This is a genomic window from Desulfoluna butyratoxydans, from assembly GCF_900699765.1.
Classification (GTDB): Bacteria; Desulfobacterota; Desulfobacteria; order Desulfobacterales; family Desulfolunaceae; genus Desulfoluna; species Desulfoluna butyratoxydans.
The window spans coordinates 30,358-45,619 of record NZ_CAADHO010000008.1 but is presented as its reverse complement, the minus strand read 5'-3'; the positions used below and the strand labels follow the sequence as shown (position 1 = coordinate 45,619).

General features: G+C 58.3%; 8 protein-coding genes and 1 riboswitch. Of the genes, 4 read left to right on the top strand and 4 right to left on the bottom strand.

Annotated features, from left to right (window positions below; genetic code table 11):
- Nucleotides 1–427: 427 nt before the first annotated feature.
- Genes MSL71_RS19340 through MSL71_RS19330 form a run of 3 tightly spaced genes read left to right on the top strand, consistent with a single transcriptional unit; the run spans nucleotide 428 to nucleotide 9,191 of the window.
- Nucleotides 428–7,471, top strand: coding sequence for a LamG-like jellyroll fold domain-containing protein (locus MSL71_RS19340; protein ID WP_180143614.1), 7,044 nt, complete (start codon nucleotides 428–430; stop codon nucleotides 7,469–7,471).
- A gap of 43 nt (nucleotides 7,472–7,514) precedes the next feature.
- Nucleotides 7,515–8,606 carry a hypothetical protein gene (locus tag MSL71_RS19335; protein WP_180143612.1) on the top strand — a complete coding sequence of 364 codons (1,092 nt, stop codon included), beginning with the start codon at nucleotides 7,515–7,517 and terminating at the stop codon, nucleotides 8,604–8,606.
- A 57-nt stretch (nucleotides 8,607–8,663) separates the two neighbouring features.
- Nucleotides 8,664–9,191, top strand: coding sequence for a hypothetical protein (locus tag MSL71_RS19330; RefSeq protein ID WP_180143610.1), 528 nt, complete (start codon nucleotides 8,664–8,666; stop codon nucleotides 9,189–9,191).
- Nucleotides 9,192–9,276: 85 nt separating this feature from the next.
- Here MSL71_RS19330 and MSL71_RS19325 read toward each other — a convergent pair whose 3' ends face one another.
- Genes MSL71_RS19325 through MSL71_RS19315 form a run of 3 tightly spaced genes read right to left on the bottom strand, consistent with a single transcriptional unit; the run spans nucleotide 9,277 to nucleotide 11,432 of the window.
- The gene (locus tag MSL71_RS19325) at nucleotides 9,277–9,957 is read right to left on the bottom strand and encodes a 4Fe-4S binding protein (protein ID WP_180143608.1); all 681 of its coding nucleotides are present in this window, start codon (nucleotides 9,955–9,957) and stop codon (nucleotides 9,277–9,279) included.
- Nucleotides 9,958–9,978: 21 nt separating this feature from the next.
- The gene (locus tag MSL71_RS19320) at nucleotides 9,979–10,827 is read right to left on the bottom strand and encodes a HoxN/HupN/NixA family nickel/cobalt transporter (protein WP_180143607.1); all 849 of its coding nucleotides are present in this window, start codon (nucleotides 10,825–10,827) and stop codon (nucleotides 9,979–9,981) included.
- Between the two features lie 5 nt (nucleotides 10,828–10,832).
- Complete coding sequence (locus MSL71_RS19315; protein ID WP_180143605.1) at nucleotides 10,833–11,432, bottom strand: DUF1007 family protein; 600 nt, start codon at nucleotides 11,430–11,432, stop codon at nucleotides 10,833–10,835.
- Nucleotides 11,433–11,998: 566 nt separating this feature from the next.
- A riboswitch (cobalamin riboswitch) is annotated at nucleotides 11,999–12,195 on the top strand.
- Nucleotides 12,196–12,342: 147 nt separating this feature from the next.
- On the opposite strand from MSL71_RS19315, the gene MSL71_RS19310 reads away from it, so the two are divergent.
- On the top strand, nucleotides 12,343–13,185 hold the full coding sequence (locus MSL71_RS19310) for a helix-turn-helix domain-containing protein (protein WP_180143603.1): 843 nt from the start codon (nucleotides 12,343–12,345) through the stop codon (nucleotides 13,183–13,185).
- Between the two features lie 161 nt (nucleotides 13,186–13,346).
- Here the strand turns inward: MSL71_RS19310 and MSL71_RS19305 are convergent, their stop codons facing one another.
- On the bottom strand, nucleotides 13,347–14,789 hold the full coding sequence (locus MSL71_RS19305) for a pilus assembly protein TadG-related protein (protein ID WP_180143601.1): 1,443 nt from the start codon (nucleotides 14,787–14,789) through the stop codon (nucleotides 13,347–13,349).
- Nucleotides 14,790–15,262: the final 473 nt, after the last annotated feature.

Sequence of the window (15,262 nt, the reverse complement as noted above, 5' to 3'; positions counted from 1 at the left end):
ACCTGTTTAAATGCTGCTTTATCTATTGCAGCGCTGGGGGCGCTCGGTGTCCCCTGTTTCGCGGATAACATGCCTGATGCGAAATTCTCCGCGAGCCTTAATGAACCCTGCGGTTTTATATCCCGGATTAAGATAAAAAACCTCCCGGCAGACTTTCCTGATGCCTTGCCATGAAGGCTCCTCGCCCCGGTACGATAGGGGTGGGGGGCTGCCGGTGGCGGGTCGGTCCCTGTTGCCCACGGTGGTACTTACGGGATGGGATTCATTGTTCTACAGTGCGAAATACCCCAAAAAAAATAATCTGTTCGCGAAATTCGTCGGTGCGTGGGGCATGGTGGCGGCCGCTGCCCTGCGCCGACACGCGCCGGGACTGTTGCGACGCACACCCACAACCCAACGTCGGACTCTTTCTATGGAGGGCAAAGGCATGGCGGTTTATTTCAAGAATCTTGTCACGTTGTCGTACTTGGGCCGGGTCGTGGTTTTTGGAAACAGGAACACGACGGATGAGAGCTCCAAGGAGATCTTTTTCAACGTCCTGGACCTGCAGGCCACCTCTGAAAACGACGCCTTTGACTGGACCGGCTTCAAGCCCGTCGTGTTCACCAAACAGCTTCGACCCGCCGGTATGAGCCTGATCACCCTGGACGAATCCGAGTCCCTGTCCATTTCGCCTGCCGAGGCTCCTTTTCGCGTGGTCTCCGACGAGAAGTACATCTCCATTTTTCGCCAGTCCACCTACGGCACCCTTTACGTGAACCGGTTTACCCTGGTGAGCAGCCCGTCGCGGCGGGACCCCGACGTCACGGAGTTCTCCCTCCAGCCAGCTTGGGAGGTGCGCTTTGAAAAGAGCGGCAAGGAGGATGTGCCCGCCAACGAAAAAGACATCCAGGCGTATCTGGACCCCGAGGGCAAGCCCTTCCTTGAGCCCACCATCGAGCTGAGCATGGTGACGGACATGACCGCAGGGGAGTTTGACGTCTCTCTGTTGCCCGTGATGAACTCGGATCGGTTCTGCTGGCAGTTCACCGTCCTCAACAACACCTCCAAAAAAATCGACCTTTACAACATTCCCGCCGATGGAAACAACCTCTTTGACCTCACCGGGAAAACCGTGGGCACCGACAACAAGCTGCACCCGGATAAGAGTTTTTCGGTGAAGGTGACAAACGGGTCGGATGTCTCCTTTGATGTGACAGGCGCTCCGGCCGCCTCTTTTTACACCAAGCAGGAGAAGGTGGTGGGCCCCGAAGGGGAGACCTCTTCCGTTAAGCGCTCCGGCCGGTTCATGATGGCCTTTGCAGGGACCCACGGTGGCACGGTCTCCACGGCCCTGGTGGACGCTGCGGTGTCGGCGGCCGGGACCCTGGCCGATATCCCGGATGAGCTGACGGCCTCCCTCATCAGCGAAGCCAACTACACCCTGGCCTTCAGCGACATTGCCCGGGTGGGGCTTGTTTCTCCCTCGCCCAACCCCCTGGAGATCAGGGGGGCGTTTCAGTTCAACACCTGGATCTATCCCAAGGCCGCCACCGCGGGAAAGCAGTTTATCATCGGCAGCATTGACGCCAGCGCCGAGGCATCCTCCGCCCCCTACCTCGCCCTGGTGGACGGGGCGCGGCTGGAGGTGGGGTTTGGTGACGGAACGAAACGAATCTCCTGCCAGACCCTTCAGCCCCTGGTGTCGGTCAACAACTGGTTCCATGTGGAGGTGACCTACAGTGGCAAGGGGGCCAACCCCTTTACCCTGACGATTAACAGCAGCGGGGCTCCCTTAAGCGATGTCACCGCCGATGCCGAGCCCTCGGGCACGGCCCTTTCATCCATTGGCGCCCAGGGAAGCGGCTTTGTGGGGCTCATCGATAGGACTGTCGTTTCCGTGGGCGGAAGCGAGGTCTGCTCTTTTGAGTTCAACGAGGTCGACTACGGGCAGTCGCCGCCGGTGACGCCCAACAGCACCTCGGGTTCCACGGTGAAAGGCGAAGTATACGGCGCCACCCTGGAACCGTCCAACAGCCCGCTGGGCACGAATACTATCGGGGAGCTGGTCATCGACAAGGACAACCTGAGCATCTACGCCGGGGTGGCGGATTTTCTGACCCCGGCATCGTCTCCCTACCTCATGGAAGGCTCAGACGGCCTGGTACACCTCTACTATGCCGACCACGACACCGATGAGTTTGCCGTGGCGCACTACGCCCTGGATACCTCCCGGGCCTCCTTTTACGCCAACTGGGCCGCGGACGCCGCCCATGACAGCCAGGAGGGCCTGGTCACCTTCATGGCCGTGCGGCCGGGCTCCTACGTGAACAGCGCCACGATTTCTGTTGCCAACTCGTTTTCCACGGCACACTGCGATGTCACCATGACCCATACCGTGTCGGGTACCACCGAGACCTGGAAAGGGGTCCCGAGGTCCCTGGACCGTCTGGTGTCGGTCTTTGCAGGGGATGCCTCGGGGTCGCCCAACGACAGCACCTTGAGTTCCGGGGCCACGGTGTTTTTTGATTACGCGGGCCTTTATCCCGGCGTCTGGGCTCCTTCGGACAATGCAAGTTCCCCGGAGCACTTTGTCTTTATGACCCGTTTTGAAAGCGGGCTGCCCCTGGGCTCGGTGGAGATCATCGACAACGCCTCGGCTGTCCCGGGCACGGTGAACGTCAACCTCACCATCAATCCTGATCACTGGGCCGCAAACCCCTCGGGGAGCCAGTCCATCACCCAAGCCTGGACCGCAGTGCCCGTGGGGGCCAGGCAGTTCGTGGACGTGATGAACGGCAGCGCCTCCTCCTACGACTACAGCGATGCCGGTTTTTCCAACTGCGACGTCAAGTACCTGGACGCCAGCCTGAGCCTGAGGGCCGAAGCCTCGAACCTTTTGACCGTGTTTGTCCAGAAAAGCCACATCACTGATTTTGCGGTGCAAATCGCCGGGACAGGCCAGGCCGACTGCGACATGACCGTCACGGCCGGGGGGGCAAGCTATGCGTTTCCGGGGATCAGCCGGGACCAGAACGAGATGGCGCTCCTGCTCAACGGCCAGGGCGAGGCAGGCCACTACCCCGACGGGTACCTGGCCAACGTGGCGCCCTGGGTCATGGCCGTCACCGACGGGCTGCTGGCCCACGTGTCCAATCAGGACAGCAAGGCCCCCACCGAGAACATCCTGGCCGGGGCCATGCTCTTTGCCCAGTTTTTCACCGGAAACATCGACTCCGAGTCCCGGGTCGTTCCCCTTGCCCGGACCACTGCCACCATTCAGCAGCAGGGCAAGAGCCAGAAAGGCTCAGATGTAACGGTGCTCTCCGAGGGCTCCGGGCTTTTTGCCGCCGTGGCCGACACCACGCCCACCAACGGCGCCGTGGCCGTGGTGAAAAACACCGCCCAGGCCCCGGCCCTTACCCAGGGGACCGACGGCGGATGGATCAAAGAGCCCAACCGCTTTGCCCTGGAGGTCAACAAAACTACTTCGTCCCCCAATTATGTCTCCTTTGATGTCTCCAGGGGGCACATGCCCAGCGAGGTTTTGGCCATTGACGGCGATGTCACCCTGGAGGCCTGGGGCCGCCCTGTTCCCCCCACGGGCGGGGAGACCATTTCAAAGCTGCTGAGCTACCATGTGCACGGCAACGTGGACAACCCGGACAAGGATTTTCAGTACATGATGGGGTACGAGAACTGGTATGTGCCGAGTTTTCGGGCCAGCACCACGGTCTACTCCTCCATCATCCTCAACGAGGGCACGCCCAACGACATCACCCTCCACGGGTTTGTCCGCATCGATTCGTCGGCCCGGGACGACGGCGACCTCTTCGGCATGACCACCAACCAGCTGGTGAAAGAGTACCTGCGGGTCTATTCGGACACCTCGGGCAGCCTGAGCGTCTCCTTTGCCGGGACAAAAAGGATCTCCGGGTCGGCCCCCACCGACACCTGGACGGCCGTGGGCATGACCCTGCGCACCGTCAGCGACACGGAGGTGGAGATCATCCTCTATGTGGACGGGAAGAACCAGGGCTCGGCCACGGTGACCCAGAATTTCACGGACTCCCTGGGCACGCTTTACGGAGGCGGGTACCTGGACACCGGCATGCAGATGAAGATCAATCAGCTCGCCCTCTGGCCCCGGGCCCTGGATCCCATCTCCATGGAGCGCCTGGCCGAAAGCGGGGTCTCCCAGGTGGTGAACCCGCCCCTGGTCTGCCTGAACTTAAACGACGGCCTGGACACCATGGTGGCCAGCAACTCCAGCTACCTGGGCTCCGAATACAACGGCACCTACCAGAACCTGGACAACTCCTCCTGGAGCCAGGACGGGGGGCTCTTCATGAGCCCCTTTGCGGCCAACGATCAGGAGGCCCTGGTGGCAAAGGACACCGGCAGCAAGGCCTGGACCCATTCGGCCTTTGTCTTCCGTCAGGGCTTCTGCCTGGAGATGATCGACGAAAACTACGTGGACTGCGGCGGCGATTCCAGCCTGAAGATTGTTGAAAAAGGGGCCATGGAAGCCTGGGTGAAACCGGCCGTGGAAGCGGGGATCTACCGGATCATCGCCTCCAAGAACGGGAGCTACACTCTGGGGCTCTACCCCGACGGCACCGCCTTTTTCGAGCTCTCCATCGAGTCGGGGGATGCCGCCCACACCCTCACCGTCAAGGCCTCTTCGGCCATCGCGGGGGGGCAGACCGGTTACCTGACGGCCACCGCCGAGATCCGGAGCATCGATCAGGAGTACGTGGACGGTCAGCCGGCCAAACCCCAGAAATACGGGGTCTACCTTGATCTCTACGTGGACGGTGCCCTGTCCGGCTCCTTTAAAAAAGAGGACTTCGACAAGCCGGTCCAGACCAGGGAGTCCGACGAGCACCTCTACCTGTGCGGCTCCCCCAAGCTCAACCAGATCTACCACGGCAAGATCGGCGAGGTGCGGTTCTGGAACCGGGTGCTGGAGGCCGATGAGATCCGTCAGGCCTTTCTTACCCACCGTCCGCCCCTTAACTCCGACGGCCTGATCTCCTACTGGCGTTTTTCCGAGATGAAGGGGCAGACAGCCTTTGACAGCAAGGACGTCAACAACGCCACCATCACCAGCGGGGAGCTGTGGCAGCTCTTCCCCGAGATCGCCACCACCGTCTTTTACGTGGACGGGGGGGAGTTCAACGTGGAGCACGTGCCCGTGGCGGATCTGGGCGGCTACGGCGACCAGGGCACCTTTACCCTGGGAACTTCCCTGGTGAGCAATGCGTCCCGGTACCCCCTCAAGGGGGGCATGGACGAGGTGAGGATCTGGAAGGCCCAGCTCACAGGGGAGCAGATCTCCGACAACATGAACCGGACCCTCTCCGGCGCGGAGACGAACCTTGTCGCCTACTGGCGCTTTGACAGCGGGTCGGGCCTGGAGGTGGGGGACCGGACGGGACGGGGCAACACCGGCACCTTTGTTCCGGCAGACGTTGCCACGGGCCCGGCCTGGATTGCCTCGGACGCTCCCATCAGCAATGAGGCGCCCGTGGTCTACAACGCCCTGAACGGCATCAAGACCCTGGCCCTGGCCCGCATCACGGGGCAGCCCTCGGTGATCGAGTACAGCGACCTCCAGGTCAACGCTTACGGGGATGTGTTCAGCGTCATGAAGCGGGCCTATATCTATGAAGACAAAGGAAGCGGCCAGCAGGTGCTCTACACCGGGTTCAAGGTGGGGGACCTGGACACCATCTACATCGGCCAGGTGCAGACCAAGCCCTCGGTCATCGGGTTTATTGAGGGAGCGCCCCCGCTGCCCAGCGAGAACCAGACCTTCCCGTATTGGAACTATCCCGCCTCGGACAACAGCAACTATGCCGGGGCCACCTCCGTGGACATGACCGAGGCCAGCGAGGTTGAGTACAGCTTTTCCGCATCCCAGAACGACGGCTCCCGCCTGACCTACGGAAGCAAGCTGGGCATCATCAGCGAAGGGGATGTGAAGAGTTCGGTGGGCCTGGGCGTGGAGGCGGAGACCACCCTGTTCGAATACGGGATCTCCGGGGGCGGCAAGCACAGCTTTGAACTGGCCAACTCCACGATCCAGGAGAGCTCCCTGAAGAACCGGACCTCCATCAGCAAGATCAGCGCCTTCCGCCCCGGGGGATCCTGGGAGAGCATCTCCGATATGGTCAACGATGCCGTGGGGCTCCGGTTTATCACGGACAACGCCGGGGTGGCCATTGTCAAGTCCGGCACCGCGGATCTTTACATGCTGGCCATCAAGGGGACGCGGACGCCTGTGCGGTACAGCGTGGTGCCCAACGAAGACATCCCCGAGGACATGAACCTCATCCCCTTTCCCATCAACAACCGCTACATCAAGCAGGGCACCCTGGACGGTAAGATCGGCCTGAAAAACGACCCGGATTACCCGGACGCCAACCTGGTCCGGGGCAGTTACTTCAAGCCAGTGGAGGCGTACTCCCTCAAGCGCAAGATCGAGCGCAAGGAAAAGGAGCTGGAGGGCTACTACGAGCAGTTTGCAACAGACGGCGGTATGACCATCGAGGACTTTACGGCCAAGATCAAGGACAACCCGGCCTTTGACTGGTCCCGTAAGATCTCCAACCGCAATATCGTCAACACCTACGTCTGGTCCTCCAGCGGGGCCACCTACGCAGAGCAGACCTCGGTGATGGACACCTATTCGGAGACCTTCTCCGGGGTGGAGCTGGTGGACAACGGGGGCGGGCTTTTTGTGGAGACCAAGATCAACAAGCCCATCGGTCCCCTGGCCGAGTTTGACCTGATGTTCAGCGTCAGCCTTGAAAAGACGGCCACCAAGGCCAAGGAGGCGTCCCAATCCTTTGACCTGAGCTGCTCGGCCAACGCGGAGAGCACCCTGGTGGCTCCCATCGTGAGCGAGCAGGGCGGCAACCCCCACCTCGACGGCATGACCACCGAGCTGGCACCGGGCAAGGTGGACGGCTACCGGTACCTTGCCTTCTACCTCACCCCGTCCGAGGAAAACTTCCAGACCCTGTTCTCCACGGTGATGGATCCCAACTGGCTCCACAACAGCGTGGATGCCAACGCCGTGGCCCTGAGGCAGGCGTCGGTTGCCGAAAACGGCTGCTGGCGCATTTTGTACCGGGTGACCTTCGTGAGCCGGATCCCGGCGAAATTCCAGCCCGTGAAGTCCGAGACCCAGCCTCCCAACATCGATCCCCCGGCCAACCTGGATTTCAACGTGTGGCTGACACAGATCGTGGAAAAGCTCGTGGACACGGACACGCCCACCCCCGAAGAGATCGGCAGCGCCGTGGCCCGGACCCTGGGCACGGACTCTTCGGATGCCGGTGTGCTGGGGACTGTTTTACCCTGGTGGACGGCGTTTCTTACCGCCGCGGAGACCTACGGCTCCAAGGAGTATAAGGCCTTGCTCACCCTGAGGGAGGACCTGTTGCGCTACATGATCGAGAAGTACGAAGCAGACCAATTGTGATGTGGGGTTCACCCCACCAACAGACAACCAAGGAGGCGTCAAAATGGCAGACTCAACATGGGATGGCTTGCTCCTGAGAACCTCATTATCCGACGACGGGAGCCTGCCCAGGAAAGTGACCTCAAGTTCTCCGGACGTGATCTGCTCGGGCTCCGTTCCCCCGGAGAATCCCGATGAGTACGTGGACCCGGCCAATTACAGCAACGGGTACTCCAACCGGATCTTTAACAACGTGAGCAACTACTTTTACATCCGGGCAAAGAACATCAGCAGCTCGGTTCAGGAGAAGTACCTGCACGCCTACTGGGCCCAGAGCAACCTGATCCTGCTGCCGTCCGTCTGGAAGGACAACTACATGCGCACCTCGTCCAACGCGGACGGGGTAAAGGTCAAGGCGGAGAACAAAGGCGATATCGTTGCCAACACCGAAGACGCCTTTCGCTGGGAGCCCACCACGCCGGATCCCAATACCCACTATTGCATCGTGGCCCAGGCGTCGGACTCCATCGATCCTTCCGTGGGCGTGCCGGAGGATAACTTCGAGAGCGCCGCGGCCTGGTCCGACTGGCTGGCCCAGAGGGGCAACTGGTCCTGGAGAAATACGGTCTACGTGGCTTCAGACAGCCCGGATCTCACCCAGACCACAGGCCACAAAATCCAGATCCCCGGGGACCCCGTGGATCCTCCGCACCTGTACAACCTGTACATCAAGTGCACCAACGTGCCCGTGGGATGGTCCTTCCAGTTTACCAGCGGCACGGTTATCGAGCTGCCTCCTGGCTACGAAAACCCCGTGGACACCCTCACAAAGCCCAAAGCCGATGTAACCAACCCCAACGACAACATCGGGGGGCACTGGTACCTGCCCGCCCAGTTCATGACCAACATTTCCGTGAGCGTGTGGTTTAACGGCATCCCCCCCAACTCCAACACCAAGTGGCAGCTGAAGATCAACGAGGTCACCGACGACGACACCCTGAGCCTCTACACAACGGCCCTGCCCATCATGATGCATGACGAGCCCCACCCCAAGGTTCTGGAGTGGCTGGCCCACAACGAGCTTCACGCCACGTCCCGGGACATCCCCATCGGCAAAGAGGTGGAGTGCGGCAACATCAACTTTGACCTGATTTAACGACAGGCAGGGCATGCCATGACTCTTTCGACCCTATAACACGCAAAGGAGAAGGCCATGAATACCATAGACGCAACCATCAGGTTCAAGGGAATTGACGTGGTCGCCGGGGCCACGGGAAGTTTCTTCAGCCTGGCCGGTAAGCAGACGGCAAGCTACGCAGCCATGACATCGGTTGCCCCGGATGAGAACGGGGATGTGGCCATTGATATCGCGGCACAGGTCAGCGACGCCCCGGATTTTCAGGCCCACTACGCCTACAGCCAGCTCTCGGCTCCGGAAAACCTGGTTTTCAAGGTTGTGTTCAGCGGGGAGTACCCCATGGACGGAGAGTTCCAGATCGGGAGCAGCAATTTCGACGGGTTCAAGGTCAACCGGGGGCCCGTGGAGAACAAGGAACTCAACGCCAGCACCACGGCGACCTTTGACACGGACCTGGATTTTTGTATCTGGCTCGGGGACCTGCCCATCTCGGGCACGGCCAGCGTCTCCCTTAAGTTCTACAAAATCGTGAGCGACCCCAGCGGCATCGACAAGCAGGTCAAGATCGCCGAGAGCATCCTGACGCTGAACAACAAGACATGATTCCCTCCCTCGGGGCCGGTTGTTTACGGCCCCGTGCACAAAAAACACCTCTTCGGGCATGGGGCCCGGGGAGGTGTTTTTTTGTTTACCCCCTTCGGGGGGATGAAAGGGGCATGGGCCGTGTTGACTCGCTCAAGGAGATGGCCCCGGTGGGGCAGGTGGTGACGCAGAGGCCGCAGCCTGTGCAGGCGTGGGGATGAAATATCATATGCCCGTTCTCAAATTCTCGGGCTCCAAACACACAGCGGTCCACACACTCCCTGCAGTGAACGCAATCGTCCATCTGCGTGACGGCGACATAGTCTGAATGGGCGATGAGCTCCTTTCGTCCGGAGTCGCGAATGATCTGCAGCTCATGGCAGCAACACGGGCAGCAGCTGCACAGGGCATACAGCGCATGGTCCGGCCCGTACAGGGCCAGGTGAACGAGGCCGCATCGGTTGGCGTGTTTCAGGATTTCCTTGGCTTCAGAAAACTCAACACGGCGGGCTTCCCCTTTTTCAATGCATGCCTCGGCCATTTCGTCGAAGAGCAGGCAAACGTCTAAGGGGTTGTCGCACCGTTTGTAGCGGACCCTGCATTCGCATGCCTGAACCGCCACGACTCTTGCCGTGCGCACGATCTCCGTTACCTGCTCTGTGGGGAGCACCCACTGCTTTTCCTGAACCGATTCGGAGACGGGAATCACCCGTGATGAATGAGAGATCCTGCGTGCCTTGAGCCATTTGTCATAGGTTGCGAGGCGTTTCGAGAGATAAGAGTCCATGGGCTCTGCTCCTCATCAGGGTTAAAGCCCGGTGAGCATCAAGGCTCCCAGGGCTGTGAGCGCCGTGCCGGAGACAGCGGTGAGGATTCCCGGGAGGCGTCTTCCCCGGGTCGTGGAGGCTTTCATCCCGGCGTTTTTTCCTGCCACCACGAGGATCACGGCGGCGGATATGGTCAGGGCCATGCCCAGGGTAATACCAAAGGCCATGAGGATGCCCAGGTAGGTGAGGTGAAGGCCCATGGCAAGGAGCATGACCGTGACGACGCCTGGGCAGGGGACCATGCCGAAGGCAACAGCGGCCAGAATGCCTCGGGCTTTCGGGGCACTCTCCTGATGGGGCTTGGGCCGTGCGGCTTCGTAGATCCCGGAGAGCAGGAGAAAAAGCCCGAGGAGGATGACAAGGGTAAAGCTCACCTGGCTGGTGAGGCGGGTGGCGTCTTTGAGGCCGGTGGTCATGCGGATTTCAAGGAACCACTTGATACACAGCACGGTGAGGATCCCTGAAAGGCCGTGGCTGAAGGCAACGATGTTGCCGAAGAGGACTCCGTCTTTGGCCTTGCGGTTTCCGTGGAGCATGTAGGCGGTTGCCACGGCCTTTCCGTGGCCGGGACCGGCTGCGTGGATGGCTCCGTAGAGGACGGCAAGCCCCAAAAGCGGTGCCAGGGCAAAAAGGTCCGGGGCGGCGGCAAAGGTCTTCAGGGTGGCGGCCATCTCGCTTCGCATCTGGAACTGGATGAGGATGAGCTTGTGCATGAGGCGCGCCCCAAGGCCCGGCGCGGTGTCCGGGGGGCCGAAGGCATGGGCCGCAAGGGGGCTTAAAAGAACCCAGGTGAAGAGGGCAGGGGCTGCAGAGCGGATGCGTGGGGTCATGGGTGTTACTCCTTACCGGAGAGGGACACAACGGCTTCGATGGGGTGAAGCATGCCGAAGTAATAAGATTCTTCCGTGTTCTCCCTCAAGGTAAAACCCATGCCCTGGGGCACATCCCCGGAGAAGCTGAGGGGGGCATCCTCGGAAAGGAAGAGGGCCGAGTAGTTGGTGGGGTCGTACTGACTGAGCCGCAAAGGTTCTCCCTTTTCAGGCTGCGGGGCAATGGGGATCGAAAAGCGGTACACCACGATGCCGTCTTGTGCCTCGCAGTTGAAGGAAGCGATGGTGACGGGGTGGTTTTTGGTGCCGCTGTGGGTGATGAAGGTGAAGTAGTGCTGCTCGGAGAGGTAATCAAAGGCCTCGGATTTGAGGGTGGTCAGCTCTTTGGGGGAGAAGGCTCCGTCACCGTTGGTGTCGTAGTCTTCCAGGATCATGGCTGAAAAGCCGTCGTCAAAGGCCCAGTCCACATCCAGGCGAACCGGTTGCCCTGCCTCGAAGCAGAGGTTCATCCGGCTGGTGATGAAGACATGGGGGTGGGCCTCCGGAAAGGAAGACGGGGTAAGGAACAACAAAAGAGCCAGGGCAAAAACAAGGGGGGTGCGCATGAAGACGGTTCCTGCAGGTCAAAGGTTACGACTTGGCCAAAGAAAATGATACACACCGCGGTGTTGGCCGTTTGAGCGGTGATGAGAATTCACCGATGGTGCACGCCGATGCATGTATTTCATTTCGGGCGTGGCCCTTACGTTGAATCGTTTCGGTTTTATATAGAGCGTGTGGAACGGGGAGTGCAAGGGAAAAAGGACCGTGGTAAATGTTCGCTGGACGAGTGACCTTCGCCGGGGCCTTTCGCTGCAGTCATATGGTGGGTAAATCACGACGTCACAGGCCGTTGTATCAGTTGACGTGTTTGCCTTGGAAAACAATGGGTGACGCTTGTCGGTAACGCAAGGATTGTCCTGTGTTTGTCGAAATTTATCTTTGGTCTGTGCGCTTCTTTTCTCCTTGACAAATCAACGGCAGGATCATTATAACTTCATTTACTCAGGTGATGAAATAGATTGCCTGGTACGATACACGCCCTGCGGATGAGATATTTCCCGCATGCATCAGGGGATGGGCTCCGATGTCATGTCTTTACGCTGCATAAATATAGATTGATACAACCTAAAAATTAGTTTGACGTTCAGGTTCCCTGGTCTCGTGATCTCCCGAGGCCCGGGCTAAGAGGGAATCCCGTGAAAATCGGGAACGGTCCCGCCGCTGTAACTCCTGCAAACCTTTCAACGCGTAGTGCCACTGGGTCAAACCGGGAAGGCCGTTGAAAGGGGGGGAAGTCAGAAGACCTGCCTGGATGTATCGGCACGGAAAGGAATGATCCATGATCGTTCCAAAGACCTCGAGGAAGGTCTTGTGCAGAGTGTGAGTCTGTGGTGAGGATGAAAACGGTTCCCCATATCGATGCATGCATCGGTATGGGGTTTTTTTATGGGATTTCTTGAAGCAGGTAGCACGATGAATGAACGAGAGTTGTTGAAACGGCACCTGCCCTTCGGCAGGCTTTCTCCTGAGGCCCTTGATCGCGTGGTCTCGGCGTTTCAGTCCTATCGGTTCGCCGAGAAGGAGAAGCTGGTGGTGCAGGACGAGGTGGCGACCTGGGTTGGGTTTGTGGTGTCCGGGAGCATTGAGCTTCGCATCAAGCGGTTTACCGGAGGGGATCTCTCCTTCGGCTCCCTTCGGCGCGGGGATTTTTTCGGGCTGATGTCCTTTGAACCCAAGGGGATGTCCATTGCCAGCGCCGTGGGCGCCATTCCCGGGGTTGTGCTCATGGCCAGGCGCGAAGCCTTTCACCAGATGCTGGAGACGTTCCCTGCGCTGAAGACCTATTTTTATAAGATGTCCCTGGACAGGGTCTGGACCGCCTACCAGAGCCTGTACCAGGGAAAAGCCGCCGAAGGCCCCGGCCCCTCCATGCCGGGGTGCGCCGCCCTGGAGGTCCAAAAATCCATTGATTTCATCGACCGGAATTTTATGAATCCCATCACCCTGGAGGAGGCTGCCAAGGCCAACGGCATGAGCAAGTTTCATTTTTCTCGGATTTTTAAGGACAAGACAGGCATGTCCTTTAAAGAGTACCTCAATATGCGGCGAATCCACGTGGCGAAAAAATTGTTCATGGCGGACAACCTCAACGTGTCGGAGGCCTGTTATCAGGTGGGCTTCAATGATCAATCCTATTTTTGCAGGGTGTTCCGCAAACTCGAAGGCTATACCCCGTCGGAGTTCAAGAAAATATGCACCGGGCAGTTTCCTGCCCGGAAACGGGGGGAATCCCCTGCCAAGGTGGTGTCGGGGTGAATGCTGGGAATGGACTGACTTGAATGATAAGGGCAAATAAGAGGTCTCGGTTGGCCGGAGACTCCAGGCGTGCTTATGCCGATGGCATATGGAAGGCTGTTGCCTCTTGACCATGGTGCATAATTCACCCTACGGGCCGTGGTTTTTTGCATTTGCTGGGGTTAATGGATTTTATCGTGGGACATCTCAAGGCGGCCGTGCATGAGAAGGGCTGCGTTGCAGGGGGGGCCGAAGGTGCCGTTGATGTAGTTCTTTTCTGATGAGAATATGCCAGAATTGTGTCCTCTGAACACGATCTGCCCCTGTGCAATGATATTCAAAAAATTTTCATGGGTGCTAACTCCATTCCAACTTGTGTCAACGTACTTAACAGAAAAGTTTTTTTCTGTTCGGAACACAACTCCTTTATACCCATCAAGAAAAATGCGGCTTGAATCGCCGTATTCAGGCGATCCGATATCTTTTCTACAATATATGTATGCGCTGTCATGACCGACGCCTCCCATGGTGAAATGAAGGGCATTTCCCTTTGCGTCAAAGTCAATTTTAAGCTCAGAGGCAACAGTAAAATTATAGGCATCGTAATCGTCGTCGCTACACGTTGAGAAAAGAAACAAAGTCGCCTCATCATCAGCGTTTTCAGCACTGAAATAGTATATTTGGCCATTATGGTCTCCACGATGGAGGCCGAATACATAATCAGTTTTATTATTAAGCCCATGGCGGTAGAGGGTATTGCCGTGTTCGACAGGTATTTCTGACTTACAATCATAATCTCCGTCAATTTCAGGCCATTGATCTACGGTGTACACGATGCCGTTGGCCCTTAAATAGTCCCAGTCAATGGGTCGAACATCCAGAACTGGTCGTGCTCCCTGGAGCCCTGAGCGGCAGTTGATGATTTTTCCTCCTGCGGTGACGAGGGTGTTACCGGTTAACTCCACCGGCTTTATGAATGCAACATCGCCGTTTGCATGAACGCTGCCCATGTTTCTGAATATAAGCTGATCTCTGCGAAAATTGTCTTGGCTTCGAATGTCCGATATCTGGCTTTCCCCGTGGGCCAGGATACCGAAACGCCGCCGAAACGCCACGGAAGCCACGTGGACGTCGACATTTTTTTTCTTTTCCAACTCTCCCATAAGAAGGGATTCTCTGACAGTCAGGGACACTTTGACGGCGTTGACGTACTCGTCGGCGGGAAAATCAGGGTCTCCTTCGGCTGCAAATTCTTTGTAGACGAGAAAGTCATCGTAGGCGTCGTTCTCATCGTAGTATCCCCGTGTGATCTCCACTTCGTGGTTTTGCGGCAAGTCCTCATCAACGGCAGGATCCTCCACGGCTTCATTTCCCGGAAAAAGATTCTGGACAAGGACCTTGCGGGCACGGGCTTCGGGGGCTCCGTCACAGAGGTGCAGGGCCCCTGCCATGGCGGCGGCGTCCACGCAGTTCTGGAGGGTTCGTTTTTCGCTGAAGAGATAGCCGGATTCGATGACCAGGGCGAGCATCATCAACAGGGCCGTCATGAAAAAGGCCACCACAAGAACGATGGAACCTTGCTCGTGTTTTTTGGGGGGGCTTGTCGTGATTGCTTTTTTTTCCATATGCACGGTTCTTTCAAACACACGTCGGCCTTGCCCGGATATTTCACGAGTCGAGTGCACCCATGTTCAAGGCATCAGAGCTGCAGATGTAGTGGTTTACCTCAAAGCTCTGATAACGCAGAAGATGGGTGCTCTCGGCTCGCCCGAAGGGTGAGAAAATCAAACAGCAAACGTCGATTTACATTTTGCATTTCCAAAATAGCCGACATTTTTATTATATCCATCAGAAATCATGACATTTTACATTTGGATGGTTGTTTTCTCATGAAATATCCGGACTTGATGCTCGTTTGGGCGATCGGTGTATTGGCATCACCCTTCCGGAAACCCTTGTCCCTTGGAGCGCCGCACTCCTGTGCGGCACGGGTAACGACGGACTAAAAAGCCGCGCCGGAGTGGGGCGCTCCGTTTCGGTGGATCTTTCGTAACGATTCAGCCTATCCCGGATATTTCATGAGTGCTATGCCTCCGGC

Coding starts and splice junctions, on each gene's coding strand:
- MSL71_RS19340 (WP_180143614.1), top strand. CDS start 428: ATGGCGGTTTATTTCAAGAATCTTGTCACGTTGTCGTACTTGGGCCGG.
- MSL71_RS19335 (WP_180143612.1), top strand. CDS start 7,515: ATGGCAGACTCAACATGGGATGGCTTGCTCCTGAGAACCTCATTATCC.
- MSL71_RS19330 (WP_180143610.1), top strand. CDS start 8,664: ATGAATACCATAGACGCAACCATCAGGTTCAAGGGAATTGACGTGGTC.
- MSL71_RS19325 (WP_180143608.1), bottom strand. CDS start 9,957: ATGGACTCTTATCTCTCGAAACGCCTCGCAACCTATGACAAATGGCTC.
- MSL71_RS19320 (WP_180143607.1), bottom strand. CDS start 10,827: ATGACCCCACGCATCCGCTCTGCAGCCCCTGCCCTCTTCACCTGGGTT.
- MSL71_RS19315 (WP_180143605.1), bottom strand. CDS start 11,432: ATGCGCACCCCCCTTGTTTTTGCCCTGGCTCTTTTGTTGTTCCTTACC.
- MSL71_RS19310 (WP_180143603.1), top strand. CDS start 12,343: ATGAATGAACGAGAGTTGTTGAAACGGCACCTGCCCTTCGGCAGGCTT.
- MSL71_RS19305 (WP_180143601.1), bottom strand. CDS start 14,789: ATGGAAAAAAAAGCAATCACGACAAGCCCCCCCAAAAAACACGAGCAA.